Source organism: Dyadobacter sp. SG02, from assembly GCF_900109045.1.
In the GTDB taxonomy this organism is placed as follows: Bacteria; Bacteroidota; Bacteroidia; order Cytophagales; family Spirosomataceae; genus Dyadobacter.
The window spans coordinates 587,250-613,565 of record NZ_FNYL01000004.1; the positions used below are offsets into that span (position 1 = coordinate 587,250).

A 26,316-nucleotide genomic window follows, 5' to 3' on the forward strand; every position below is an offset into this window, starting at 1 on the left:
TAGCTCCGGATGTATTTCTATCATTGTCAATGTATTCGCCAAGTCGTCAAAAAAAGCATATCGAAAATTATTTGCCATCGGTGACATATTATTTTACAGTTTTTGCATTAGATTTGTAAGGAATTAAGAGTAAAATTTAAATTTATTCTACAATTTTATACAACAACGCCTACAATATTGTATCTTGCCGTTGATTTACTCATGATGCCATGCGAATATGATTATGACCAACCCTTATTTCTCCGGCTTCGAACATAGTGCGGCCCAAATCCGCCGATTCCTGCAAACCCATAAAACCTTCACACTGTTGCTTTCGGGCGGACGCATAGTTCACCACGAGGCTGAGGACGCGATCCGTTTCAGAACCTGGCTTCTGACACATCAGATCGAAGATGTACGCGAATTGTTTATCAAAAATTATTCAGCTTACAACCTGATGTCGGCCTAGGCACGACAGCGCTCCCGCACGCAATTGTCCGTTCAGGCATTTGCCTGACATTATTTTCCCGTTATAGTTCCCTTTTCGCATTCACACCGCCAGCGATTGCACGCATATATCCCGAAATAGCCTCGCTAACAGACTATTTCTGAAAAAAATATAGAAATTTTGACTTGATTAATTTTTTTATCTACCTTTGCAAGCCAAAAATACGGGTAGACAGAGATTTATATCGCAATAATTTGATACTGAGATGAAACGTACCTTTCAACCATCGAATCGTAAGAGGAGAAACAAGCACGGATTCCGTGAGAGAATGTCCACGGCAAACGGACGCAAAGTAGTTGCTGGCCGTCGTAAAAAAGGTCGTTGGAAACTGACTGTTTCTGACGAAAAACGTCACAAGCAATAAGCAACGCTTGAAGGTTTGAGTAGAGGACGCCTGAGTCTTCCATAGTCTGATAAGTTTGAAAATCACAAACTTATCAGACATTTTTTTCTACAAGAACTTGAAACAAACATTTGGTAAGAACGAGCGGCTATGTAACCTCCGCATTATCGGCAGGCTTTTCAAAAAGAGCAGTCCGGAGGTTCAAACGTTCTACCTCTATCCATTCAGGCTGCTGTATATTTATGATCAGCAAACGCCTTCGCTTCTTCCGCAAGTCCTCTTTTCCATTTCCAAAAGGAATTTCAAGAAAGCGGTCGACCGCAATCTGATCCGTCGGCGTTGCCGTGAGGCTTACCGGCTACACAAATCTGCGCTCGCTGCATTACCCGCCGAAACGCGCCCTTCCTACATTGCTTTTTTGTATCTTGCAAAAGAAATAACCTCATATGACGTTATTGAAACGGCCATGAAGCAGTCGCTCAAAAAGCTCGAAAAACTGCCGCCCGCCTTTCTCAAAGAACAATCCAATTCCTGAACATAGATGAAAAAGTATCTTCGTTCCATTTTGCTGGCCGCTCCGGTTGTGGGTGGGCTCGCATTCGTTTCCTTCCGTCAGGACGACCGCCTTTTCGAAATCGCGCGAAATCTGGACATCTATGCGACGCTTTTCAAGGAATTGAATGCGTATTATGTCGATGAGATCAATCCCAACCAGCTGATCAAGACCAGTATCGATAATATGCTCCGCTCGCTCGATCCTTACACCGTATACTACGCCGAGGACGACATCGAGGACTACATGACCCTGACCACCGGCAAATACAACGGCATTGGTGCGATGGTCAATTCCGCCGACGGCAAGCATACCGTGATGATGGTATATGAAGATACCCCGGCACAAAAAGCGGGATTGCAACTCGGCGACGAGATTACGAAAATCAACGATATCGACCTTTCGACCCGCGAGGACTTCGACACGGGAAAACTGCTCAAAGGCCAGACCCAGACGGCCGTGAAGCTGACGGTAAAGCGCTATGGAATTACCAAGCCACTCGAAATCTCACTGAACCGTGACATCGTGAAGGTAACCAATGTGCCCTACTACGGGATGCTGAACGAGGAGGTGGGTTATATCGATCTAAAAGACTTCACCGCCACCGCTTCCAGAGAAGTCCGTAATGCATTCCAGGAGCTGAAAGGCAAAGGCATGAAATCGGTCGTGCTCGACCTGCGCGATAACCCGGGCGGCTTGCTGAATATGGCCATTGAAATCTCGAATATATTCATTCCAAAAGGTGAGGAAGTGGTGTCGACCAAAGGAAAAGTAAGTGAATGGAACAAAACCTACACGGCTTACAATCCTGCGCTCGATACTGAAATACCGGTTGTGGTTCTGACCAATAACCGCAGCGCGTCCGCGGCAGAAATTGTTTCCGGCGTCATTCAGGATTACGACCGCGGCGTATTGATCGGTCAGCGGACTTACGGAAAAGGCCTCGTGCAAACCACGCGTGACCTTTCATTCAATACTAAAATGAAGATCACCACTGCCAAATATTACATTCCAAGCGGCCGGTGCATCCAGGCGATCGATTACAGCCATCGCAACGACGACGGCAGCGTAGGTAAGATCCCCGATTCGCTCATGACCGAGTTCAAGACGCGCAATGGCCGTGTGGTATTTGACGGTGGCGGTATTTTGCCCGACATTATTACTGAGAAGGAAAACTATTCACCACTGGCCATTTCGCTGGGCCGTAACCGGTTGTTCTTCGATTACGCGGTGAAATACCATTTCGAACACCCGACCATTAAACCTGCCAAGGAATTTCACCTGACAGACGCCGATTATGCTGCGTTTACCAAATGGCTGGGCGACAAGGAATACGACTACACCACACAGGTAGAACGCGACCTGAACGATCTGGAAGCCTCCGCCAAGAAGGAAAAATCATTGGAAGTAATTGAAGATCAACTGAAAGCATTGAAATCCAAACTTTCACACAGCAAGGATAACGACCTCCAAATCTTCAAACCCGAGATCAAAAGAATACTCGAAGAAGAGATTATCAAGCATTACTACCTGGAAAAAGGCATGCGGGAGGCTTCTTTCAATGAAGATCCCGAAGTAAAAGCGGCGCTGGCGCTTTTCAAAGAACCGGCCCGTTACAGCCAGCTTTTGAAAAAGAAATAATACCATCCGGCCCGTCGCTCGCGGCGGGCTTTTTGTTTTTATATGCTTCTATTAAGTATCGACACCTCGATCCGCGGATGCTCAGTAGCCGTTCACAATGATACGGGCTTGCTGGCTGCCTACGATCTTTTCACCGATAAATCCTCGTCGGCCATGCTCACCACGCTCATGCGCGACAGCGTGACGCACGCGGGATTCGAACTCCCGGATATCGACGCGATCGTGGTCGCAAAAGGCCCCGGCTCGTATACCGGCCTGCGCGTGGGCGTATCCACAGCCAAGGGCCTGTGCTACGCGCTCGACAAGCCGCTGATCGCCATCAATACCTTGCAGGCGATGGCCCTACAACTCGCTCCATTTTTTCCCGGACATTTGTTCTGCCCGATGATCGACGCGCGACGTATGGAGGTCTATTCGGCCGTTTTCGATGATAGCAATGCATTCGTACAGGAAACACAGGCGGTGATTATGAATGAAAATTCTTTTGAAGACGTGCTGACGAATCATAAGGTCGTATTCTTCGGCGATGGCGCCGCGAAATGCAAGCCGATATTGGAAAAACATTCGAATGCGGTTTTCCCGGCAACGGATATTAAACCTTCGGCTAAAACCGTCGGCCAGCTGGGTACGATCGCTTTTCAAAATGCCCGGTTCGAGGATGTGGCGTCATTTGAACCCTATTACCTGAAAGATTTCATGTCGCCCGCACCGCGGAAAGCCAGTACATTGGTGCAGTAAACAACGATTTTACAAGTTTCGCCAAACAATCGCCCGCATTTTGTTGTTAGCCTTTTTGTAAATGGATTTTTAGCATGGAAACTGACGAAATTGTAAACCGGGTTGCCACCAGCGGCATTATGTCTCTCGACCTCGAAGAGCTTTACCATCCCGGCGAACGCATTGTTTACGATATTAAGGACAACCTCTGGCAGGGCATGATCCTGCGGGAAAAGGATTTCCGCGACTTTCTTAAAAGCCACGACTGGTCGCAGTACCAGGGCAAAAATGTGGCAATAATTTGCTCGGAAGACGCCATTGTACCTACCTGGGCCTATATGCTGCTTGCCGTGCAGCTGGAACCTTACGCGAATGCATTTGTTTTCGGTGATTTGAATGCTTTGGAAGACAAACTCTTCTCCGACGCTATTGCCAAGCTCAATGCGGAGGAATTTGCAGGAAAACGGGTGGTAGTAAAAGGTTGCAGCAAGGTGGATGTGCCAGTTTCGGCCTATGTAGCGGTGAGCAAATTGCTGAAACCCGTTGTACAAAGCCTGATGTTCGGCGAGCCTTGCAGTACTGTACCACTTTACAAAAAGCCCAAGTCTTCCGTTTCCTCGACCGACTGATCGGCTTCTTCTTTGATCAATTTGAATGTCATCCGGTGATACGAGCACGGGCCGTGCAGCACGATCGCCTTGCGGTGATGGATCGTCGGATAACCGACATTCTGTTCCCAGCCATAATGCGGGAATTGCCGGGATAAGTTGCTCATCAGCTCGTCCCGGTAATTTTTTGCCAGAACCGAGGCGGCTGCAATCGACAGGTAATGCGCGTCGCCCTTGATAATGCAGGTGTGCGGGATCATCGGGTAAGGCGTGAAGCGGTTACCGTCGACCAGTAAATGCTCGGGACGCACCCGTAGCTTGTCGATCGCCCGGTGCATGGCCAGAAAACTCGCTTTCAGGATATTGATTTTATCAATTTCAACATTATCCACCTCGGCCACGGCCCAGGAAATGGATTCGCGGATGATTTCCTTTTCCAGTTCCAAACGTTGCGCTTTGGTAAGTTGCTTGGAATCGTTCAGGAATGAATGCTTGTAATCACGCGGCAAAATTACTGCCGCGGCCACCACAGGTCCTGCCAGGCAGCCCCTTCCTACTTCATCCAACCCCGCCTCGATGGCATCGATATTGTAATAAGCTTTCAGCATCAATCTTCCAGAATGTTGGCCATAAATGTACCCTTCGTACCGATAGCTGCGAGCAGCAATGCAACTGCCCAATAGAGGTAAACACGGTAGTAATCCTTCACGTCGCGCGACAGTATATCGCGGGATTTCACTTTCTCCAACTGGTCGATCTGTTTGAAGACCGTTTCCAGTGTCGTGTTATCGGTAGCGCGAAAATACTTACCGTTGCCGATTCCCGCAATATTTTGCAGCTCTCCTTCATCCATTAATGCCCCCGCATTGGCCGTAGTATCGGCTTTCGACATCTTTTTAGGTCGACCAACTGAAATGGTATAGACCTTCACCCCGAATGCATTAGCCAGTTGCGCCGAGGTCGTCGGTCCGAGGTTACCCGAGGTATTATCGCCGTCGCTGATCAGGATCGCGACCTTGCTCTCGCCGGGCGTATCACGCATTCTGTTCACAGCTACCGCCAATGCACTGCCGATCGCCGTTCCGGGCGTAGGGATGAGGCTCGGATTGACTTCGTCGAGGAAACCGTATAATAATTCGTAATCGGTGGTAAGCGGGCAGAGCGATACGGCCTCGCCAGCAAAAACGATCAGGCCGATCCGGTCCTGCAACCTGCCTTTGATAAACTGCCGCGCCATTCGCTTGGCCGCTTCGAGGCGGTTTGGGCTCAGGTCCTTTTCAATCATCGAATCCGAAATGTCCAGCAGCAGCATAATGTCGATACCCTCCGAATATTGGTCTTTCCTCTCCGAAACCACCTGTGGCCGGGCCAATGCGACCAGAATGAGGCAAATCGCCAGGCCTACGCAAACAGGTTGGACAAACCGCAGCAATGTAAGCCAGCTCCGGAAACCTGTGACGGAAGTGTAGGTAATGGTGAGCCGCTGCTTGTGCTTGCGGTGTAATGCGTTCCTCAACCAAAACAAGAAAGGAATCAACGGCAGTAGATAGAGGAAATAGGGATATACCCATTCGTAAGACCTCAGCGTGTTGTACCCAAACCATTCCAGTGAAAACCAGTTTTCCATTCAAATGACCGGGTTAAGCGATGGGACTGTCGAGTACAAACTTCCTTTTTGCCCTATACAAGCGTGTAGCGCCCGTTTTGAGCACTTCAAGGTATGTTTCCATATTCCCCGACCGCCCTTGTCCGTACACAATGCTGTCCATGTTTTTCAGGGCATCGGCCAGTGCGTCGTCGGGCATATTATCGATGATTTCACGTGTAGTATAAGTTGCAAAAGGCTTTTTTTCCAACCTTTCCAGGTAGTTTTTCCATATGATAATGGCCTTTTCGGCGTCTTTGATATTGCCCTTCTCGCGCGCGCTACGCATGAGGCGGTTGAACGAGCGCACATATTCCAAATGCCGGCGCTGTAATTTGAGCAGCTGCCATTGTTTGTATATATCCCGGCCAAAAACCCAGTAAATGCTACCCACCACGCCGATAATCAATGCTACCGAACCGATCAGCATGGAAAAGTTGAATTCGCGGCTCAGGACGGCAAGTGCCGTTTCCTCCTTCAATACCGGCTTTTTTTTGAGATCGATATTATTGCTTTTAATAAGCAAAACCGAATCGGGTGCGGTGTAAACGGCTGTGCAATCCTTTTTTTGGAATACAAAAACAGGTAAGCGGAGCTTTTGAACTTTCGAAACGTCGAACGAAATGAGGTGGTAAACCGCGCTGTCGAGCGTGCCGCGGGCATCGGTACTGGACACAAATGTTCTCTGCGATACCAGCTCGAAAGGCGAAAAGTCGTAGGTACTGTCGGGAAAGAATATCTCGGACTCGGGGCTGTGGCGGACGCTCAGCGAAAAGTAAACAGGCTTGCCGACTTCCACGCTGTCGGTCAGGAAAACACCTTTCGGGCTTGTCCGCTGTTTGCGTACATCTCTTGCCATGCCCGAAAAGCACAACAAAAAGCCTATTGCGACCGAGAAGATTACCTGAAAAACCCTAGCCATTGGCCGTACTTTTGGTATAACGCCTCACCTTAAACAAATGGATCAGCGCCGGCACATAGTCTTCCTGGGTATTAATGGAAATATAGTCGGCGCGGTTCTGATGGCACAGCCTTTCGAGCTCGGCGCTGCGCTTGCCGAAGCGATTGGCCATTTCCTCACGGTATTGTTTGGAGGATGTGTTCACCCAAACGGTCGTCTTCTTTTCCGCATCGTAAAGCGGGATAATGCCTAATCCGGGCAGGTTCACCTCCCTCGAATCATACAAATGGATCACAATGAGGTCGTGCTTGCGGGCCAGTGCTTTGAGGTTATGCTGGTAGTTGTTATCGATGAAATCGGAGATCAGGAATATCAGGCTGCGGCGGCGGAGCACATTCAATGCAACCAGAATGGCCTCGGCGATATTGGTTTTGGTCGATTCGGGAACGAGTTTGTAAAGCTCTGAAATGAGGCCGTAACCATGTTTCATACCGTCGGAAGGGCGAATGTACCGCTCATTTTTATCCGAAAAACAGAGCAACCCTACCCGGCTCGCTTCCTGAATGGCCGAGAGCGTGAGCACCCCGCATATTTCCTTCGCAATATCGATTTTGAGTTTCTTGATCTCCCCCACCTGCTGCGACGCGCTTACGTCGAGCATGAAGAAGGCCGTTTGCTCTTTATCCTCTTTAAAAATCTTGACAAATGTCCCATGCCCCTTCGCAGAAGTGTTCCAGTCGATCGCCCGCACGTCGTCGCCATACTGGTACAAGCGCAGGTCGTCGAATTCCAGGCCGGACCCTTTGAATACCGAATGGAAATTGCCGTGACGCTCGCTGGTCACCGCTTTCCGCATCCGGATTTCATACTTCCTTAACTTTCCCAGGAACTGCTCAAACATAAGTTTTGCAAAAAAATCACCACCTTTGTCGTCTGGTGTACCTAAAACAAAGATAGGTATTTTGATAGTAAGCTACGCCCTGCGATGAAATTCACGACCGGTATAAGCCTCCTGGCGCTCTTTTCGCTGCTGTTTTCGGCCTGCTCCGAAGAGGAAAAGCCACCGAAAGGCACATTATCTGAGGACAAGATGGCAGCCATCCTGACCGACGTCCACCTGGCCGAATCGCGCGTGAACCGTTTGCAGCTCAAATCGCTCGATTCGTCGCTCATGATATTTAACCGTTTGAAAAGTGATATCTGGAAAAAGCACAAGGTTGATACGACGGCATACCGCGAGAGCTATTCTTACTATATGAGCCATCCCGAGCGCATGACGACCATTTACGAAAAAGTGAACAAGAAAATTGAGGATCGGGAGAAAAATAACAATATTAAGCTCTGAATTTTTTGTATCGCGCTCTATACTACGCATTTAACTTCTAAACTGGACAATTTCTGTGAACGATTGCATTGTAGTTATCCCTACCTACAACGAACTTGAAAATGTTGAAGCCATTATCCGGAAGGTTTTCAGCCTGAAACATCCGTTTGACCTGTTGATTATAGACGACGGGTCGCCGGACGGCACCGCAGGGATTGTCAAGGAGTTAATGAAGGAATTTTCAGGCCTTCACCTCGTAGAAAGAAAGGGAAAACTGGGTCTGGGTACCGCTTACATCCACGGCTTCAAATGGGCGCTAGAAAAAGGGTATAATTATATTTTCGAAATGGATGCCGACTTCTCGCATCCGCCAGAGGACCTGATCCGCCTGTACAACGCGTGTGCGAACGAAGGCCACGATGTGGCGGTTGGCTCGCGGTATATTACCGGCGTGAATGTGGTGAACTGGCCGATCAACCGCGTTTTGATGTCCTATTTCGCAGGATATTACGTTCGGACGATCACCGGAATGCCGATCATGGACCCTACTGCCGGTTTCATCTGCTACACCGCCAAAGTGCTGAATACGATCAATCTCGACAATATCCGGTTTATCGGTTACGCATTCCAGATCGAGATGAAGTTTAACTCGTGGAAATACGGTTTCAGCATTACCGAGGTACCGATCATCTTCACCGACCGTACCAAAGGCGCCTCAAAAATGTCAAAAGGCATTTTCAAGGAAGCCATCTTTGGTGTGATCACATTGAAAATCAACAGTTATTTCAAAAGGTATATCCCTAAGCATTCAGCTCAGAAATTGCCAGCCAACTCATAAGGCCGGTCGAAATTTCGAGAGCGCTTTCGTCGATATCGAATGTAGGTGTGTGCACGCCGGAAATGATTCCGCGTGCCTCATTGCGCGTTCCCAGGCGGTAGAAGCACGAGTCGACTACCTGTGAGTAAAATGCGAAATCTTCGCCGGCCATCCAGAGGTCGAGGTCGATGACGTTTTCGGCGCCCATGTAGCCAATGGCGGCAGTTCTGGTGCGTCTGGTCAGTTCAGGATGGTTTTTCAGGAAAGGATAACCTTTCACGATTTCGAATTCGCAACTTCCGCCCATCGCTTCGGCGATATTTTCAGCCATTTTCTTCATGCGGCGCAGACCGTCCTCACGCCATTCCTCGTCCATACACCGCCACGTTCCCTGAATGGTAACTTCATTGGGAATCACATTCGTCACGCCATCGGCAATGAAACGGCCGAATGAGAGTACCGACGGATTGGCAGGGTTGCGATTGCGGCTGATGATCTGCTGCAATGCAACTATGATGTGGGACGCCATTAAAACCGGATCCACCAACTGGTGTGGCGCCGCTGCGTGGCCTCCTTTTCCTTTCACAGTCAGATACAATTCGTCGGTGCTGGCCATATACATTCCCTCGCGGAAACCGATTTTACCCACCGGGATATTAGGAGCCACGTGCTGGCCTACCATGCTGGCGGGTCTGGGATTTTCCAGAACACCTTCCTTGATCATCAATGAAGCGCCGCCCGGTGCTTTTTCCTCGGCCGGTTGGAACACCAACTTGATCGTACCCTCGAACTCCTCGCGCAGTGCGTGCAGGATACGCGCCGTACCCAGGAGCGACGACGTGTGCACATCGTGCCCACACGCATGCATCACACCCGGGATCGTTGATTTATAAGGCACATCGTTCGCTTCAAGGATCGGCAATGCGTCCATATCGGCACGCAGGCCGACGATTTTTTTACCAGGATTACGCCCTTCGATGATCGCTACCACGCCCGTTCCGGCAATGCCTTCTTCGGGTTGAAGGCCAATTGCTGTGAGCTCCGATGCAACGTATTTAGCCGTTTTGAACTCTTCGAATGATAACTCGGGGTTACTATGCAAATGATGGCGGTGGGCAATAATGTCTTCCGACTGATCCTTGGCAAGCGCTTTGATTTTTTCCTGAAGCTGGGACATGATATTGAAGTACTACGGGTTGTCTTTACAAAACATTCAAAGGTAATAATAAAAAAATGGCGCGGTATCGTCACCATGCAACAGAAAACACATCGCCCATTTGCTAAGAACGCGCCTCGCATTGGCTGGTGTTCCAAAGAAAAAGGGTAATTTTGACCGGATATGAATCAATCAGACACGCAAAAATGAATCAACAGGAGTTTTTAGAATCACTGGTTTGCCCACGCACAGGAACCCCTTTAACCATAGCCGAAGACGGCAAATCTCTCAAAAGCGAAGACGGCACAGTTTATGAAGTTGGAGACACCGGCATTGTCAATATGCTGTATCCCAAAGAATTGCTACCCGAAGATGCCCGCGAACAATACTTGTACGACCAGGCTTTCCTTCGCTACGACAAAGGCGTTTCCTGGGTTTTCGAAACCCTGAACCATTCGGATGAAGCTGCTACCCGCCGCTTTTTTATTGATCTGATGGAGCTGAAACCGGGCATGAAAGCCCTCGAAGTAGGCGCCGGAACCGGTAAGGATTCTGCATTGATCCTCGACAAAGTAAGGCCCGGCGGAACTGCCGTGTTGTCCGACCTTTCGCCTAATATGTTGAAACTGGCGCAGGAAAAACTCGATACCAGCGATCTTGACGTGCATTACTTCCTCGGAAACGGCTCTTACCTGCCCTTCCCGGACGATACTTTCGACGCCGTGTTCCATTTCGGAGGCATTAATACCTTTTCGGAACGGAAACGCGCATTCGACGAGCTGACCCGCGTGGTTAAACCCGGTGGAAAAGTGGTGGTAGGCGATGAAAGTGTAGCCCCGTGGCTTCGGAACACTCCTACTTACGCTACTTTGCTGAAAGCGAACCCATTGTTCCGCGCGGAGGTGCCCCTTGAAGACGTTCCGACCAATATCGAGAACTTCAAGCTGCATTACGTGTTTGGAAATGCATTTTATGTGATGGAATACCGCGTAACCGCAAAAGCGCCGGAAGTGGATATCGATCTGCCTATCCCGGGCAAAGATTTCGTTGATAACTGGCGCCTGCGTGCTGAAAAAGCAGTCGACTAAGCATTACGCCATTTTTCAATACCAAAAATTCAACGTTCCGATGTGGGTTAAAAAAGGAGTTATTTATAAACCTGACGGCAGTCTGGCGCACAGTCAGAGCCATGCGCAGGTGCCATTTGCCTATAAACACAAGGATTTTCTGAGGATCTATTTCTCGACAAGGGATAACAGCACCCAATCGCGGCCGACATTCATAGATGTGGATTACGACGATCCCAAAAAGATCCTTTACATACACGACAAGCCCGTGCTCGAACTCGGTGGCCCGGGTGAATACGACGAAACCGGCGCAATGCCAGCCTGGTTTGTCGACCGCCCGAACGGCGACATCTGGCTCTATTACACCGGCTGGAACCGTACCTGGAACTCCTACCGTTTATCAATGGGCTTGTCGGTAAGCCACGACGGTGGTATCACATTCAAAAAGATGTTCCGTGGCCCCATTATGGACCGCAGCATCGAAAACCCGCTCTGGGCCGCGCAGCCTTCGGTGTTGATCGACGATGACGGAACCTGGCGCATGTGGTACATCTCGGGCCACAAATGCGAGGTGATCCACGATTACCCCGAGCCTTACTACCGCGCACAATCGGCAACTTCCAAAGACGGTATCCGCTGGGAGATCAGCGACATTCCGACATTGGATTTCGACGACTTCCTGCACGCAGTAGGCCGCCCGAGTGTTTTCAAGGAAGATGGTATTTACAAAATGTACTATTCCTACCGCCATTCCCGCGACTACCGCACCGACCGCAACCAGAGCTATCGCCTGGGCTACGCCGAGTCGGCCGACGGCACGACCTGGGAGCGTAAGGACCATTTGGTAGGCATCGCGAAATCCGACAACCCGGAAGATTTCGACTACGAAATGATCGATTATGCCAATTTCTACCAGCACAATGGCAAGCGCTACCTCCTTTATAATGGTAATGGCTTCGGCGCGGCGGGATTTGGTTATGCGGTTTGGGAAGATTAATATTCTGAAATAACCTGAGGCAGGTCATAGCCTCAGCAACAATGGCGAGATAATTTTGAAGAAATCACCATTAAATGTCACAAACGTGATCGCACAATGAGTACACTTCAGGAGCAGTTCAACCGAGATGGTTATGTCCTTTTGAGAAACCAACTCGACAAGGACGTCATTAATGCAATATATACCGATGCCCGCCAGATTTTTGCGACGCAGATCAAGCGCGTAACGGGCAAAACCGTCGATATCGACGACCGCGATACCTTCGAAAACGCGATGTTCGAGTTCTTCGAAAAAGACTTCGATGGTTTCGTAAGCACAGGCAAAACGGTTCAGCATTCGTTCCCGCTGCACCGCTTGGGCGTGGATCCGGTGATCGAAAACCTTTTGAAAGATGTCGGCCTTTCCGCACCCATTATCGGCGCACGCGCGGCCATGCAGTTCAACAGCCGCTTTTTGTCGAAGGACGGCAGCAAGCATTGGAAACTCGACGCACACCAGGACTGGCGGACGGGTCAGGGCTCGCTCGACAGCGCGGTGATCTGGTTCCCGATGGTCGATGCAGGGGCTGATATCGGCGCGTTGCAGGTGATCCCGGGCAGCCATAAGATCGGCTTGCAGGCTTCGACGACCTCCGGTTATCAGGGAGGCATTACTGTTGAGTTAAAGGATGAAGACTTTGTTCAAACCGAATTCAAAGTCGGTGATATCCTCATTTTCTCGGCATTCCTCATCCACCAGTCGGGTAACAACATTACCAACAACATCCGCTGGTCCGTTCAGCTGCGTTACAACAATCTCGACGAGCCGACATTCATCGAGCGCGGCTACCCGATGGCGTACATTTATAAACCCGAAACAGAGCTCGTAACCCCGAATTTCCCGACGGTGGAGCAACTGAAAGAGGTTTTTAGCTAAAATTAGAATGAAACTTTCCGTTTGCGTCCCGACGTACAACCACGAGCAATACATAGGCAAAATGCTGGAAGGCGCATTCATGCAGCAAACCAGCTTCGATTTTGAAATTGTAATCGGGGATGATGCCTCTACCGACGCGACGCCGGAGATTATTCGCAAATATTCTGCACAGAAGCCCGGCGTGATCCGGGCTTTTCTGCATTCTGAAAACCAGGGCCCGAAAGAGCCCCGCGAGTTTGCCGGGCGCAACAATGTGCTGCAACTACTGAAAGCCTGCAAAGGCGAATACGTAGCCATGTGCGAAGGCGACGATTACTGGACCGACCCATTAAAATTGCAAAAACAGGTCGATTTCCTCGATCAGAACCGTGATTTTGCTGTTTGCCATCACAATATGGAGGTCATTTACGAAGATGGCTCACCTTCACATTTCTTCAACGCGGCCGATCAGAAAGCGGTTTCTACCATTGAAGATTTACTGGAAGACAAATGGTTTATGGCCACAGCCAGCTGGGTTTACCGCAACCATTTCCTCACCGAAGACTTCGCCGAATGGCACGCCAAAGCCGCGGCAGGCGATTGGGCGATCATGTTCCAACTGGCTGCGAAAGGCAAGATCGGGTATTTACCTGATGTCATGGGCGTCTACCGCAAGCATAGTGCGGGCCTGAGCAATGTACACGCACACACGAATTTTAAGTTTTTACAAAACAGAAAGGAGATGTTTGAAAACGTAGGCAAATGGCTCGACGGACGCTATAATGCGACTGTCAACCAGACCCTGCAACGCTACGACAAGCTCCTTACCAGCCTTGAAAAAATTGGCAGTTCGAATTAATAATCTTTAATTTGTACTGTTTAACACGAAATACATTTATGAAGCTAAGCGTCGTAATACCAGCATATAACGAAGAAGAATCGATCACTCACACGCTTGTATCTTTACACAATACATTAAATAAGTACAATATCCCCCACGAAATTTGCGTCACCAACGACAATTCGAAGGATGGAACATTGCGTGTGCTGGATGAGCTTTCACTTCAAATCCCTACATTGGTTTATTACACCAATCCCGGCCCGAATGGCTTCGGTTATGCGGTTCGCTACGGTTTGGAACGGTTTAAAGGTGATTGTGTGGCCGTTTTCATGGCCGATATGTCCGATGATCCCGAGGATCTCGTGAAGTTTTATTACAAAATGCTGGAAGGCGATTACGACTGCGTTTTCGGTTCGCGCTGGGAAAAAGGCGGCCAGGTGATCGATTATCCGGCATTAAAAAAGGTGATCAACCGCGTGGCGAATGCCATCGTGCGCATGGTAATGGGCATTAAATACAATGATACTACTAATGCTTTCAAGCTCTACAAGCGCGAAACGATCGAGGGTATCAAACCATTTCTGGCACCTCACTTCAATTTGACCATTGAATTACCCCTCAAAGCCATGGTACGCGGCTATAACTACGCCGTGGTGCCCAATAGCTGGACAAACCGGAAATACGGCGAATCGAAGCTGAAAATCAAGGAAATGGGGAGCAGGTACTTCTTTATATTGATGTACTGCCTCATCGAAAAATACTTCTCGCAAGGCGACTTCATGAAGAAAACCACCGCGCCGAAGAAGGAAGTCAGCCGGTAATGCAAGATTATTTAATCCACTCCTGGATGAATGTCATCTTGTGCGCAATGTAGGAGATCGCGAGCCCCCATACGAGCGCGCTCGCTGACATCCACATGAATATCGAAGCCTTCGGTACACGGAATGCGACCGCCAGGATAGGCCCGAAAAGCGGCGTGAACAGCGGCGGCGTGAGGAATGCAATGCCGACGATCCCGAATTTGCGCCAGATATTGACGGCAATGCGGTTGGTTTTGGTGAATTTTTTGGGTGGAGATTTTCGTTTTTTCTGAATGAGATTACGGATCGCCCCGCCCAGGTACGTGAGCACGAACACCGTGAACATCATACCCACAGCCGAGCAAAGGGCGGTTTCGATCCAGGTCAGTTTTAACACAACCCCCGCAATCGGCCCTCCGAAGAATTTCAATGTACTGGCAAGCGCAACAGACAAGTATTTAAGCAAGGTGGTTTTCATTTATACTTTGACCTGTATCATTTCGGAAGCAAAACGCCTTGTGGCCTCGTTCGTCTGAACGTAATCGTCGATTGAAGGATTCCCTATGAACACGATTTTGGCAAGGCTTTCGACAATAACGTCCGAAATATCCAGAAAACCAATCTTATCGTGCAGGAATGCGTCAACGGCAATTTCATTGGCAGCATTGACGATGCAAGCGGCATTTCCCCCTTTTTCTAAGGCTTCGTAGGCAATTGCCAGGTTCCGGAATGTTTCCAGGTCGGGCTTTTCGAAGGTAAGCGTTGGGTAATCCATGAAATTGAACCGTGGAAAATCCGATTTCACTCTCAAAGGATAATTGAGGGCATACTGAATGGGCAGTTTCATATCCGGCAACCCCATTTGCGCCTTGATACTCCCATCCCCGAACTGTACCAGCGAATGCACAATGCTCTGCGGATGCACGATCACGTCTATCTGCGAAGCATTCAGGTCAAAGAGCCATTTGGCTTCGATCACTTCCAGGCCCTTGTTCATCAGCGTCGCCGAATCGATGGTGATCTTCGCGCCCATGCTCCAATTCGGGTGTTTGAGCGCCTGCGCCTTCGTAACGTGCGCGAGGAATGCGCGGTCTTTTCCTCGGAACGGACCACCTGAGGCAGTTAATATGATCTTTTCAATGCTATTCTCCCATTCTCCGGCAAGGCATTGGAATATCGCCGAATGCTCCGAATCGACGGGGTAAATGTTGACATTATGCTGCTTCGCTAATGCGGTAATCACTTCACCGGCTACTACGAGCGTTTCTTTATTGGCTAATGCAATGTCTTTTCCAGCTTTGATAGCGTGAATGGTCGGTATCAGGCCCGCATAACCTACCATGGCCGTCAGCACCACATCCACATGATCCGATTCCACGACCGAAGCCAATGCGTCTGCGCCGTTGTATACTTTAATGCTGAAAGGAAAAAGAGCGGCTTTCACCCTTTCGTAATGCGCTTCATTGCAAATAACAACCTCATCCGGCTTGAATTTTACGGCCTGCTCAATGAGCAGATCCGCATTGCCGCCGGCGGTAAGCACCGAAACAGAAAAAATATCAGGGTGCGCGGCGATCACTTCGAGGGCCTGGGTACCGATAGAACCCGTCGAACCTAATATGGCTACTCTTTTTTTCATTGCATTCTCACTGTTAGGTTCGGTCAATTTTTGTTCAACTGTGTCAGTTCTTCGGCGATCTTGCGGTCGTTGGAGAGGCGCGGCACCTTGTTCTGGCCACCGAGCTTGCCGTTGGCGCGCATATAATCGATGAACGAGTTCTTCCGCAGCGGCGTGAGTTCGAGGCGGCGCAGGATGCTTCCCGTGATCAGGTCTTTGTAATAAATGTTCAATTCGGTTAGCCTGCGGTCGAGGTCGTTCGCGAATTGCTCCATATTGTTCGGCCGGGTTGCAAATTCCACCAGCCATTCATGGTAAGGAAGACCGCCATCCAGCGAATTTACCATCGGTGCGACCGTCAGTTCTATCACTTCCGTCTCCGGATGCCTTTCCAATGCGTATTTCAATGCTTTCTCGATCTCCTCCCCGATCACGTGCTCGCCGAATGCGGAGATGAAATGCTTGATCCGGCCCGTAACGAGCACTTTATAAGGATCTGTCGAGACAAACTTGACGGTATCACCCAGCGAGTAGCCCCATAATCCTGCATTATTATTGACAATCACCGCATAATTCCTGCCCGTTTCCACCTCACCGATCGATAAACGGCGTGGATTTTCGTCGAAGTAGTTTTCAACCGGAATGAATTCGAAGAAAATACCGGTATCGAGCAAAAGCAGCAGGCCTTCGTCATTCTGCTTGTCCTGATAGGCCAGAAAGCCTTCCGATGCCGGGTACAATTCAATGGAATCGATACGTTTGCCGATGGATTCAAACAATTTGGCGCGGTACGGTTCAAAGTTTACCCCGCCATATATAAAAAGGGAAAAATCAGGGAATACGTCTTTGATCTTCTTGCCGGTGCGCTCGATAATGCGGTCGAAGTACATTTGCACCCAGGGGGGAATGCCGGAAATGAGCGACATCCGCTGGTCGAGCGTTTCGTCTATGATCTTGTCGAGCTTGGTTTCCCAATCCTCGATACAGTTCGTTTCGTAGCTCGGGAGTTGGTTGGAGCGAAGATACCCCGGTACATGGTGATTGGAAATGCCTGACAACCGGCCTGTCAGTACCCCACCGGTTTCTGTCAGTATCGGGCTCCCAGAGAGAAAAATCAGCTTATTGTCCAGGAAATCAGCCTTTTGCGTCTCGTTAATATACGTCAAAATGGCATTACGCGCCGAGTCGATATGATTGGAGATGGAATCTTTGGAAATCGGGATGTATTTGGTTCCGGAGGTGGTTCCCGACGTTTTGGCAAAATACAATGGTTTGCCCGGCCACAAAATATCACTTTCCCCGGATTTTATTTTCTCCACATAAGGTTTCAGATCCTCATAGTCATGCACCGGAACGGCTTCCAGGAAATCGGAGTAGCTCTGAATGTCTTTGAAAAAATGATCCTTCCCAAACTGCGTAGCGGCAGCCTTTTTTACGAGCTCCGACCTCCATTTTTCCTGGACCTCAACACTTCGCGCGATCCATTCCTGTTGCTGTTTGACAATGTAACGGGCCAACGGCCTGCTCAAAACTGATCTGATTCCCATAGTGAAAACAAATGTACGCAGGAATTACAAATTCCATGATTTACCCGGTTGGAAACCCCGTTGGAAAGCCGCTTGGAAGGCGCTTTGCAACTAGTTTTACGCCCTTCGGATACCGTCTACCGAAATTTTTTAAATGCCTTTGTTTGTGGTTAATAATCTGTAATTTTGCCATCCTGAAATCAAAGTGAGCAAAGTTTTTAACATTATATATGGGATTGTTTGATTTTTTGACGAGCGATATAGCGATTGATTTGGGTACTGCAAATACTCTCATCATTCATAAAGATACTGTTGTTGTGGATGAGCCGTCGATCATTGCCATGGATAAAACCACGGGGAAAGTACTGGCGATCGGCCACACGGCAATGCAAATGCATGAGAAGACGAACGAGAATATAAAAACGATCCGTCCATTGAAAGACGGGGTGATTGCCGACTTCACGGCGGCTGAAATGATGATCCGCGGGATGATCAAAATGATCGACACCGGTAGCCGTTTCTTCACTCCTTCCCACCGCATGGTTGTTTGTATTCCTTCGGGAATTACCGAAGTTGAAAAACGTGCGGTAAAAGACTCCTGCGAGCATGCGGGCGCCAAGGAAGTATACATGGTACACGAGCCCATCGCAGCGGCGATCGGTATCGGTATCGACATTACACAGCCTAATGGGGTGATGATCGTCGATATCGGTGGTGGTACTACGGAAATCGCCGTGATCGCCTTGTCAGGTATCGTCTGCGAGCAATCGGTGCGCATCGCGGGCGACGTTTTCACGCGTGACATCGTCGATTATATGCGTCGCGAGCACAACCTGCTGATCGGCGAGCGTTCCGCGGAACTGATCAAGATGGCGATCGGTTCGGCTTCCCCCGAACTGGAAGTACCATTGGATGATTACCAGATCCGCGGCCGTGACTTGATGACAGGTATTCCAAAAGAAATCCGTGTCACTTACAGCGAAATCGCTTATTCTCTCGATAAATCGATCTCCAAAATTGAAGAGGGCGTCATGAAAGCCCTCGAAATTTCTCCTCCCGAGCTTTCTGCGGATATTTTCAAAAACGGTATTTACCTCACAGGCGGCGGCGCATTGATCCACGGCCTCGACAGGCGTATTGCCCAGAAAACCAAGCTGCCCGTACACATCGCCGACGATCCGTTGAAAGCGGTGGTAAAAGGTACCGGGGAAGTCCTCAAAAACCTCGAACTATACAAGCCTGTACTGATTTCGTAGGACCGGAGCGCGCAGTTTATCAATCGAAAAAATTTCTATTTTTGCGCAGCGTGCGCCCGGATTGATGAACTGCGCGTGAATATTTAACTCCATGCTCCAACTCGTTGATTTCGTTGTCCGGAATCGTTTCTTTTTGGTATTTGTGTTGCTGGAAGTGCTCAGTGCGTGGCTGATCGTGCGCAACAATACCTACTGGGGAGCTACCTATTTCAATACTTCCAATTACTACGTCGCCAAAACGCTCGCATTTTCTAACTCGGTGCGCGATTATACCAAGCTCGACGAGATCAATGCCGACCTGGCGAGCGAGAATGCGCATTTGCACGCGCAGGTAGCGAGGCTGAGCCAAACGAATAAAAGTCAGCTTCCCGCAGGTTATGTACCTGACTCCGCATTCGCAGCACGATTTACCTACACTGTGGCGAAAGTGGTGGATAACGAGACCAACAAAGCCAACAACGTCATCACGATCGACAAAGGGACGGCGCATGGCATTAAGCCGGGTATGGGTGTCATTTCGGCGACGGGCGTGGTTGGTAAGGTGCGGTTCTGTTCCGAGCATTACTCGGTAATCACCTCGATCCTACATTCAAACTTCATGGTTTCTTCTAAGCTTGTGCGCAGCAAAGAAATCGGCTATGCCAAATGGGACGGGAAGGATCCTAACCTCATCGACATGATCGATGTTTCGAAGTATACCAAAGTTTTCAAGGGTGACTCGGCGGTAACTTCCGACCAGAACTCTGTTTTTCCTCCCAATATCATGGTTGGAAAAGTCCAGAGCGTAGCCGTGAACCCGAACCAGACATTTTACAACATTGTGCTTAGCCTGGCGACCGACTTCCGGAACCTGTCATACGTGTATGTGGTACAAAATCACCAACTTGTAGAACAGGAAAATCTTAAAGCAAAAACCATAGAACTGAAAAAATGAGCTTACGCGAGGCGATACAATATTCCCTGATGATCCTGCTTTACCTGTTTTTGCAGATCTTCTTCATGCGGAATATCGTGCTGTTCAACTACGCGTTCTGTTTCATTTACATTGCGGCCATCCTGCTGCTGCCTGCGGATATGGACCGGATGTATACGTTGCTCATTGCGTTCGCAGTGGGCTTTATTGTCGATGTTTTTTCGAATACGTTCGGCATGCACGCATCGGCAACGGTGTTGATCGCCTACCTCAGGCCATTCCTGATCCATTACCAGATGAAATCGCGCGGGGCCGAGCGCGCGGAGGTAGGCATACGTGCGCAGGGGCTCGGGGCATTCGTTTCGTACATTTTCCCACTGATCCTGATACACCATTCCATGCTGTTCCTGATGGAGATGAACAACTTTGGAATGATCCTTTACACGCTGATCCGCATCGGTGCCAGCACATTGTTCACAACCATCCTCATTATCCTGCTGGAACTCTTCTCCAAACGCTAGCATGACATTTTGGCGGAGCCCCCTTTTTGGCGCGAAATTTGATGTATTAACATTAAATTAACGATACGAGGCGACACCGTTTGGGAGGCTAATCATTCATCCCGGCTCTTTTTAATTTTATCGTGAAATAAGGGCAGTTAAGGCGCTCCAATCAGCCATTTATCAAATTTTAATTTGTACGAATTGGAGCTGTTATTAATCTTTGTAAATTCAGCATTCCTATGTTAGTTGCCATGTCAGAAACGCTCACGACTAATGAATACACGGATGATCTTCGTTATGAAGTGTTTAACCGTGAGTTCATGCCACACATTGACTCCATGTACAACTTCGCCTTCCGCCTCACCATGGACGAAGACGATGCGAATGACCTGGTTCAAGACACTTATCTGAAGGCGTTCCGTTTTATATCTTCATTCGAACAGGGTACCAATGCAAAAGCCTGGCTTTTCAGGATCCTCAAAAACAGCTTCATCAACGACTACCGTAAAAAAAGTAAAGAACCTTCCAAAGTTGATTATCAGGAAGTTGAAACGACCTATAATTCCGAGGAAGCATCCGATACCACTTATACCGTAGATCTCCGTGCCGATGCTGTACAGGAACTGATCGGCGATGAGGTTGCGAACGCGCTCAACGCCCTGCCTGTCGACTTCAGAACGGTCATCATTCTCTGCGATATCGAAGGTTTCACCTACGAAGAGATGGCCAAAATCCTGGACATTCCTATCGGAACGGTGAGGTCCAGATTGCACCGCGCACGTAACCTCCTGAAAGAAAAACTCAGAAGCTACGCGAGCTCAATGGGATATGATTCATAGGTTGTGAAACTTTTTTTGCAACCTCTTCGGTTATAGGGTACAACTGTACATATATTCCATTATTCTTATTTTCATTTTAACTAATGAATGCATCTTCCACGACGCCTTCTGTAACAGAAGTTGCGCAAAAACAAATGAAGCATACCTGCGAGCATCATGCTGAGTGTATGAAAATCATTCAGGCTATCCTGGATGACGAGGCGAGCGAAGCAGAGAAGGACCACTTCCGCGAAAACATGGACAAATGCATCCCTTGTATCGAGGCTTACCGCCTGGAAAAGTGCATCAAGGATTCCCTCAACATGAAAATTGTCAAGAAACCTTGCCCGGAGAGCATTCTCAATACGATTATTTCAAAAATTAACAGTTAATCTGTTCGAGTGAAAGGTAAGCTTATCATATTTTCTGCCCCTTCCGGTTCCGGAAAGACCACCATTGTAAGGCATCTTTTAAATAAATACACACAGCAACTGGCATTTTCTGTCTCCGCATGTACGCGCCCGCGCCGCGAGCACGAGGTAGATGGCAAAGATTACTACTTCCTGACCTTGCAGGATTTTCGTCAGAAGATAGCGGATCAGCAGTTTGCGGAATGGGAAGAGGTTTACGCCGGCAATTACTACGGCACACTCAAAGCTGAAATACAACGCCTTTGGGACGAAGGCAAACACGTACTCTTCGATGTGGACGTGAAAGGAGGATTGAAACTGAAAGAAGCATATGGCGACGCCGCACTCGCTGTATTCGTAAAGGTCACCTCCGACGAAGAAATCAAACGCCGCCTGTCGCGCCGTGGTACCGAAACGCCTGAAACGCTCGCCACGCGCCTGGCCAAAGTGCGTTACGAACAGAGTTTCGAACATGAGTTCGATAAAATTCTGATCAATGATGAACTGGATGAAGCGCTTGCCAAAGCGGAAGAACTCGTTCAGGCATTCATTCAATCCTAAAATTTACTTACAGCAATGAAGATCGGCCTGTTTTTCGGATCGTTCAATCCTATTCATGTCGGTCATTTGATCATTGCCAACACGATGGCCACGACAACGGATCTCGAACAGGTCTGGTTTATCGTGAGCCCGCAAAATCCATTCAAGAAAAACAACGGCCTCCTGCACGAATTCGACCGTTTCGACCTCGTGCAGCGCGCTATTTCGGATAATACGCTGCTCCGGGCGAACGACATCGAGTTCCATATGCCCAAGCCAAGCTACACGATCGATACGCTGGTTCGCTTACAGGAGAAATTTCCGCAACACCAGTTCAAGCTGATTATGGGTGAGGATAACCTGGCACAATTTCCGAACTGGAAGAACTACGGCAAGATTCTGGAATACACGGGCCTGTATGTTTACCCAAGACCCAATTCAAAGCCGCATGCATTCGGCGACCATCCGGATGTGAAATTCGTGGAAGCGCCACTGCTCGACATTTCGGCGACATTTCTCCGCGCCTGCATTAAAAAAGGCCAGTCGATCCGCTATATGGTGCCCGAGCCCGTAGAGCAGCTGATCAAAATCAAGAAATTTTATCAGTAACCGGTGCGCCTGATCGTGAGTCACATTCGGTGCTCACTATAATGGCCGATCCTGGTAAGTAATCTCCGAAAGCAAACCAACCGCATTGAATTTCAGCAGCACCTTCCGTGCGTCGGATTTCGCTTGCATATTCTCGCACTGCGGTCCCTTTTCGAGAAAATAAACGTAGAATTTGGTATTACGCTCGCCCAGCTGATGAATATCCGGCCGGCCGAGTATCTCGCCGATCGTATCGGCAAACTTTCCCTTCAATTCTTTTTCAGCATGCTTAAAATCGCCTTCCAGGCCTTTGCGGACGTCATTACATCCTCCGCGGTCGCCACGCCATTTTTTAAGGTCCAGATTGCCTAATTTATCAGGAGCGCTCGAACAGCCGACGATTACTCCGATCAGCGCGGTCAAAAGGATTTTTATTGATAATTTCATTGTACTGATTCGTTCTTTCAAAAACTACGGCGAATCTACCCACACAACACGACAATATGAAACAACACCTGCCCACACTTGACAACTCCTGACCAAATGATGAAACAACTCCTGACCATTTTCCTCCTGACCTTCGCCTCAGTGACCGCCTACGCGCAGGACAACACCCCGCAGCCTACCGACGGTACCGATTGCTCCAACCTGTTTTTCCAGGCATTGCTGGACGAAAATGCAACAGCCATAAGCAGCCTCGTTGCAAATGATTTCACCGTCACCAATTTCAATGGCCAAACCATCGATGGCCGTGCGTTGCAGCAGGCCATCGGCCAGGGCTACATTATTGTCGACTCGGGCATGCTCACGGGTACACGTACGCGTACATATGGGGATGTGGCAGTGGTACAGGGCTTTTGGAATGTAAGCGCGCGCATTCAGAACAACGGCTTCAACGGCAACGTCGCGTATACGACCGTATGCGTGCGCTCGGGCGGGAAATGGAAGGTTGCCACGGCCCAATTTACGCCCGCACAATAATATCGGGGCACAAAAAAAGAGAACCGGAACCAGTTCTCTTTTTCAATTATAGTCTAACATTACATTCTAAACATTCATCAGCGATTCGCGACGACGCATTTTTCCGGCCGGGATACCGAACATCATCTTGAAGCGGCGGCAGAAATAAGCGGTGTCTTTGTAACCCACATCAGAACCGATCGCGCGGATGCTTTTCTTCGAAGTGCGGAGCAGGTCCACCGCTTTTTCCATGCGTTGGTATTCGATATAATCCTGCGGGTTGATACCGGTCAGCATTTTGAAATATTGACCTACATAATCCTCTGAAACGTTCGCTACGTTCGCCAACACCTTGTTCGACAGGTCGCCGCCCAGATTGTCTTTGATGTAAGCGAAAATATCGATCAGTCGGGGATCTTTGAAATAAGTACTGTTGGTAACGAGCTGCTCAACGAACAGTTTGTTTTTCAGAATATAACGGATAATCTCGATCACTACCTCTTCGGTTTTGATCTTGATGATACGGCCTTTACCTGGCGTATCGAGCATATCTTCCGTCAGGATCTGGTTGATCGTCGCAGCGATCTGGTCGTCGCGTTTGATCAGGAACGGAGGCACGTCGAGCGACGTGAAGAAGTTAACAGTATCAAATACTTTCGCTTCGAAAGAGATCAAACCGAAAGAGTTAGGCAGCTTTCCGATCAATGCCGGATCGTGGCCTGCTTCGATATAATTGTCACGGTTGGTCATGAACTCCTCGTTCGACACGGTTTTGGCGGATGCGCCGTTGCCGTATGTTACGGTGGCATGCTTACCTCCCGGAATGAAGAGCATATCCCCTTCTTCAACCCTCTGAGGCTCGTCGGATCCGAAAGAAACTTCGCCGTCGTACAGAATGGTCAAAGAGTTCTGTACGTCATAAAAGTTTTTGATTGTGATGGGCTGTAAAATCCTGATATGACGGGCCTTCACAAATTTCACTCCCAACGACTCAATAATCTTATTATAGTCTTCCATACTTGATATATTTAAGGGCCGTTTTGACCGATTTTTCAAATTTTGTACAAATCTAATAAATTGTACAAAACTAATACAAGTATAGTTTCACAAAAATTTGAAAAAAAGTGATATTTTAATATTATTTAAATCCAAGATTCAGAATAAAATCGACTTTTTCGGCAATCACTAATTATTTAAGGAGCTCTCGGGCGATGACGAGTTTTTGGATTTCGGAGGTACCTTCATAAATCTGTGTGATTTTTGCATCGCGCATGAACCGCTCTACGTGGTATTCTCTCACATAACCGTAGCCCCCGTGCACCTGAACCGCTTCTGTTGTCACCCACATCGCCACTTCGGATGCATACAATTTTGCCATGGCAGCGGCCTGGATGTAGTCTTTTCCTTCGTCTTTCAATCGGGCGGCCTTGTACACAAGTAACCGGGCGGCCTCAATTTTCGTCGCCATTTCAGACAATTTAAACTGGATCGCCTGGTGTTCGGCAATGGGTTTACCGAATGTCTTTCGTTCCTTGGAATATTTCAAGGAAAGCTCAAATGCGCCCGCCGCAATCCCCAGCGCCTGCGCCGCGATACCGATGCGGCCGCCATTCAGCACATTCATGGCAAACTTGAAACCAAAGCCGTCGTCCCCAATCCGGTTCGCAACGGGCACCTTCACATCGGAAAACATCAAAGTATGTGTATCCGAGGCCCTTATACCCATTTTATCCTCCTTGCGGCCTACCGAAAAACCTTCCCAGCCTTTCTCGACGATCAACACATTAATACCCTTGTGCTTCGCTTCCGGGTGCGTCTGCGCCATCACGAGGCATACCGATGAAGTATTCCCACTGGTGATCCAGTTTTTCGTGCCGTTCAATAAATAATGGTCTCCGTTCAGAAAGGCGGTCGTGTGCTGCGAAGTGGCATCGGAACCGGCCTCGGGTTCCGACAAGCAGAATGCACCGATGATTTCACCCGATGCGAGCCGCGTCAGATATTGCTGCTTTTGTTCCTCGGTTCCATACTTTTCGAGTCCCCAGCACACCAGCGAATTATTCACCGATATGATCACCCCGGCCGAGGCATCCACCTTCGAGATTTCCTCCACAGCCAGCACGTACGCGAGCGTATCCATGCCTCCACCGCCGTATTCAGGCGCTACCATCATGCCCAAAAAGCCCAGTTCGCTCATTTTACGCAACAATGCAGGCTCGAAATGCTGGGCAATATCGCGCTCGATCACACCAGGTAACAATTCGATTTGCGCGAAATCGCGTGCAGCGGCTTGCACCGCCAGATGCTCTTCGCTAAGGTTGAAATCCATTCCGGAAAGGGGTTGGGAAGCTGACATAGAAGACGTTGATTTTTGTGGATGAAGATTTTCAAAA

At 48.9% G+C, this 26,316-nt stretch carries 32 protein-coding genes; 21 read left to right on the top strand and 11 right to left on the bottom strand.

Annotation, left to right across the window (positions count from 1 at the left end; all coding sequences use genetic code 11):
• Window positions 1–223 precede the first annotated feature (223 nt).
• The 6 genes from BMW93_RS12645 (at window position 224) to BMW93_RS12670 (ending at window position 4,370) form a co-directional block, all read left to right on the top strand.
• Window positions 224–448, top strand: coding sequence for a hypothetical protein (locus tag BMW93_RS12645; protein ID WP_229240400.1), 225 nt, complete (start codon window positions 224–226; stop codon window positions 446–448).
• 244 nt (window positions 449–692) lie between these two features.
• Window positions 693–851 (top strand): 50S ribosomal protein L34, encoded by a 159-nt coding sequence (rpmH, locus tag BMW93_RS12650; RefSeq protein ID WP_015813300.1) that lies wholly within the window; start codon window positions 693–695, stop codon window positions 849–851.
• Between the two features lie 97 nt (window positions 852–948).
• The gene (locus BMW93_RS12655; protein WP_090376281.1) at window positions 949–1,365 is read left to right on the top strand and encodes a ribonuclease P protein component; all 417 of its coding nucleotides are present in this window, start codon (window positions 949–951) and stop codon (window positions 1,363–1,365) included.
• A 6-nt stretch (window positions 1,366–1,371) separates the two neighbouring features.
• On the top strand, window positions 1,372–3,024 hold the full coding sequence (locus tag BMW93_RS12660) for a S41 family peptidase (RefSeq protein ID WP_090376090.1): 1,653 nt from the start codon (window positions 1,372–1,374) through the stop codon (window positions 3,022–3,024).
• Between the two features lie 42 nt (window positions 3,025–3,066).
• Entirely contained in the window at window positions 3,067–3,762 is a 696-nt protein-coding gene (tsaB, locus tag BMW93_RS12665) for a tRNA (adenosine(37)-N6)-threonylcarbamoyltransferase complex dimerization subunit type 1 TsaB (protein WP_090376093.1), read from the top strand.
• A 74-nt stretch (window positions 3,763–3,836) separates the two neighbouring features.
• Window positions 3,837–4,370, top strand: a complete 534-nt coding sequence (locus tag BMW93_RS12670) for a DUF2480 family protein (protein WP_090376096.1) — start codon at window positions 3,837–3,839, stop codon at window positions 4,368–4,370.
• On the opposite strand, the gene BMW93_RS12675 is transcribed toward BMW93_RS12670, so the two are convergent.
• From BMW93_RS12675 to BMW93_RS12690, 4 genes are read right to left on the bottom strand one after another with little or no spacing between them, the layout of a single operon-like run.
• The gene (locus tag BMW93_RS12675) at window positions 4,331–4,957 is read right to left on the bottom strand and encodes a ribonuclease HII (RefSeq protein ID WP_090376098.1); all 627 of its coding nucleotides are present in this window, start codon (window positions 4,955–4,957) and stop codon (window positions 4,331–4,333) included. The genes BMW93_RS12670 and BMW93_RS12675 overlap by 40 nt on opposite strands.
• Window positions 4,957–5,976, bottom strand: coding sequence for a VWA domain-containing protein (locus tag BMW93_RS12680; RefSeq protein WP_090376101.1), 1,020 nt, complete (start codon window positions 5,974–5,976; stop codon window positions 4,957–4,959). Before BMW93_RS12680 ends, BMW93_RS12675 begins: the two co-directional genes overlap by 1 nt.
• Before the next feature lie 13 nt (window positions 5,977–5,989).
• Window positions 5,990–6,916 carry a hypothetical protein gene (locus BMW93_RS12685; protein ID WP_090376104.1) on the bottom strand — a complete coding sequence of 309 codons (927 nt, stop codon included), beginning with the start codon at window positions 6,914–6,916 and terminating at the stop codon, window positions 5,990–5,992.
• Window positions 6,909–7,796 (bottom strand): DUF58 domain-containing protein, encoded by an 888-nt coding sequence (locus tag BMW93_RS12690; RefSeq protein WP_090376107.1) that lies wholly within the window; start codon window positions 7,794–7,796, stop codon window positions 6,909–6,911. The genes BMW93_RS12685 and BMW93_RS12690 overlap by 8 nt, the downstream gene beginning before the upstream one ends.
• 84 nt (window positions 7,797–7,880) lie before the next feature.
• Between BMW93_RS12690 and BMW93_RS12695 the strand changes: the two genes are divergently transcribed.
• Window positions 7,881–8,240 carry a DUF4296 domain-containing protein gene (locus tag BMW93_RS12695; RefSeq protein WP_090376110.1) on the top strand — a complete coding sequence of 120 codons (360 nt, stop codon included), beginning with the start codon at window positions 7,881–7,883 and terminating at the stop codon, window positions 8,238–8,240.
• Window positions 8,241–8,295: 55 nt separating this feature from the next.
• Entirely contained in the window at window positions 8,296–9,057 is a 762-nt protein-coding gene (locus BMW93_RS12700) for a polyprenol monophosphomannose synthase (protein ID WP_090376113.1), read from the top strand.
• Here the strand turns inward: BMW93_RS12700 and BMW93_RS12705 are convergent.
• Window positions 9,020–10,213, bottom strand: a complete 1,194-nt coding sequence (locus tag BMW93_RS12705) for a M20 family metallopeptidase (protein ID WP_090376115.1) — start codon at window positions 10,211–10,213, stop codon at window positions 9,020–9,022. The two genes, BMW93_RS12700 and BMW93_RS12705, sit on opposite strands and share 38 nt — an antisense overlap.
• A 185-nt stretch (window positions 10,214–10,398) precedes the next feature.
• Between BMW93_RS12705 and BMW93_RS12710 the strand changes: the two genes are divergently transcribed.
• From BMW93_RS12710 to BMW93_RS12730, 5 genes are all read left to right on the top strand, one after another.
• Window positions 10,399–11,280, top strand: a complete 882-nt coding sequence (locus BMW93_RS12710; RefSeq protein WP_090376118.1) for a class I SAM-dependent methyltransferase — start codon at window positions 10,399–10,401, stop codon at window positions 11,278–11,280.
• Between the two features lie 40 nt (window positions 11,281–11,320).
• On the top strand, window positions 11,321–12,256 hold the full coding sequence (locus tag BMW93_RS12715; protein ID WP_090376284.1) for a hypothetical protein: 936 nt from the start codon (window positions 11,321–11,323) through the stop codon (window positions 12,254–12,256).
• A gap of 96 nt (window positions 12,257–12,352) precedes the next feature.
• Entirely contained in the window at window positions 12,353–13,171 is an 819-nt protein-coding gene (locus tag BMW93_RS12720; protein ID WP_090376120.1) for a phytanoyl-CoA dioxygenase family protein, read from the top strand.
• Between the two features lie 7 nt (window positions 13,172–13,178).
• A complete protein-coding gene (locus BMW93_RS12725) occupies window positions 13,179–14,009 on the top strand; it encodes a glycosyltransferase (protein ID WP_090376122.1) in 831 nt (276 codons plus the stop codon).
• Between the two features lie 38 nt (window positions 14,010–14,047).
• Window positions 14,048–14,812, top strand: coding sequence for a glycosyltransferase family 2 protein (locus BMW93_RS12730; RefSeq protein ID WP_090376125.1), 765 nt, complete (start codon window positions 14,048–14,050; stop codon window positions 14,810–14,812).
• Window positions 14,813–14,819: 7 nt separating this feature from the next.
• On the opposite strand, the gene BMW93_RS12735 is transcribed toward BMW93_RS12730, so the two are convergent.
• The 3 genes from BMW93_RS12735 to BMW93_RS12745 are packed head-to-tail and all read right to left on the bottom strand — an operon-like array spanning window position 14,820 to window position 17,956.
• On the bottom strand, window positions 14,820–15,269 hold the full coding sequence (locus BMW93_RS12735) for a hypothetical protein (RefSeq protein ID WP_090376127.1): 450 nt from the start codon (window positions 15,267–15,269) through the stop codon (window positions 14,820–14,822).
• Window positions 15,270–16,430, bottom strand: a complete 1,161-nt coding sequence (locus BMW93_RS12740; RefSeq protein ID WP_090376131.1) for a 1-deoxy-D-xylulose-5-phosphate reductoisomerase — start codon at window positions 16,428–16,430, stop codon at window positions 15,270–15,272.
• 23 nt (window positions 16,431–16,453) lie between these two features.
• Entirely contained in the window at window positions 16,454–17,956 is a 1,503-nt protein-coding gene (locus BMW93_RS12745) for a GH3 auxin-responsive promoter family protein (RefSeq protein ID WP_090376134.1), read from the bottom strand.
• A 209-nt stretch (window positions 17,957–18,165) separates the two neighbouring features.
• On the opposite strand from BMW93_RS12745, the gene BMW93_RS12750 reads away from it, so the two are divergent.
• From BMW93_RS12750 to nadD, 7 genes are all read left to right on the top strand, one after another.
• Window positions 18,166–19,191 carry a rod shape-determining protein gene (locus tag BMW93_RS12750; protein ID WP_015813280.1) on the top strand — a complete coding sequence of 342 codons (1,026 nt, stop codon included), beginning with the start codon at window positions 18,166–18,168 and terminating at the stop codon, window positions 19,189–19,191.
• Window positions 19,192–19,282: 91 nt separating this feature from the next.
• Window positions 19,283–20,125, top strand: coding sequence for a rod shape-determining protein MreC (gene mreC / locus BMW93_RS12755; protein ID WP_090376137.1), 843 nt, complete (start codon window positions 19,283–19,285; stop codon window positions 20,123–20,125).
• Window positions 20,122–20,625, top strand: coding sequence for a hypothetical protein (locus BMW93_RS12760; protein WP_090376140.1), 504 nt, complete (start codon window positions 20,122–20,124; stop codon window positions 20,623–20,625). Before mreC ends, BMW93_RS12760 begins: the two co-directional genes overlap by 4 nt.
• A 233-nt stretch (window positions 20,626–20,858) precedes the next feature.
• Window positions 20,859–21,446 (top strand): sigma-70 family RNA polymerase sigma factor, encoded by a 588-nt coding sequence (locus BMW93_RS12765; protein WP_019946017.1) that lies wholly within the window; start codon window positions 20,859–20,861, stop codon window positions 21,444–21,446.
• An 83-nt stretch (window positions 21,447–21,529) separates the two neighbouring features.
• The gene (locus BMW93_RS12770; RefSeq protein WP_090155091.1) at window positions 21,530–21,817 is read left to right on the top strand and encodes a phosphohydrolase; all 288 of its coding nucleotides are present in this window, start codon (window positions 21,530–21,532) and stop codon (window positions 21,815–21,817) included.
• Window positions 21,818–21,826: 9 nt separating this feature from the next.
• Window positions 21,827–22,396 (top strand): guanylate kinase, encoded by a 570-nt coding sequence (gmk, locus tag BMW93_RS12775; protein ID WP_090376142.1) that lies wholly within the window; start codon window positions 21,827–21,829, stop codon window positions 22,394–22,396.
• A gap of 15 nt (window positions 22,397–22,411) precedes the next feature.
• The gene (gene nadD, locus BMW93_RS12780; protein WP_090376145.1) at window positions 22,412–22,984 is read left to right on the top strand and encodes a nicotinate (nicotinamide) nucleotide adenylyltransferase; all 573 of its coding nucleotides are present in this window, start codon (window positions 22,412–22,414) and stop codon (window positions 22,982–22,984) included.
• 36 nt (window positions 22,985–23,020) lie between these two features.
• Here nadD and BMW93_RS12785 read toward each other — a convergent pair whose 3' ends face one another.
• Window positions 23,021–23,410, bottom strand: coding sequence for a hypothetical protein (locus BMW93_RS12785; protein ID WP_090376148.1), 390 nt, complete (start codon window positions 23,408–23,410; stop codon window positions 23,021–23,023).
• 96 nt (window positions 23,411–23,506) lie between these two features.
• Between BMW93_RS12785 and BMW93_RS12790 the strand changes: the two genes are divergently transcribed.
• Entirely contained in the window at window positions 23,507–23,944 is a 438-nt protein-coding gene (locus BMW93_RS12790; protein WP_229240401.1) for a nuclear transport factor 2 family protein, read from the top strand.
• Between the two features lie 66 nt (window positions 23,945–24,010).
• Here BMW93_RS12790 and BMW93_RS12795 read toward each other — a convergent pair whose 3' ends face one another.
• On the bottom strand, window positions 24,011–24,940 hold the full coding sequence (locus BMW93_RS12795; RefSeq protein ID WP_090376150.1) for an AraC family transcriptional regulator: 930 nt from the start codon (window positions 24,938–24,940) through the stop codon (window positions 24,011–24,013).
• Window positions 24,941–25,112: 172 nt separating this feature from the next.
• A complete protein-coding gene (locus tag BMW93_RS12800; protein WP_090376291.1) occupies window positions 25,113–26,252 on the bottom strand; it encodes an acyl-CoA dehydrogenase in 1,140 nt (379 codons plus the stop codon).
• Between the last annotated feature and the right edge of the window lie 64 nt (window positions 26,253–26,316).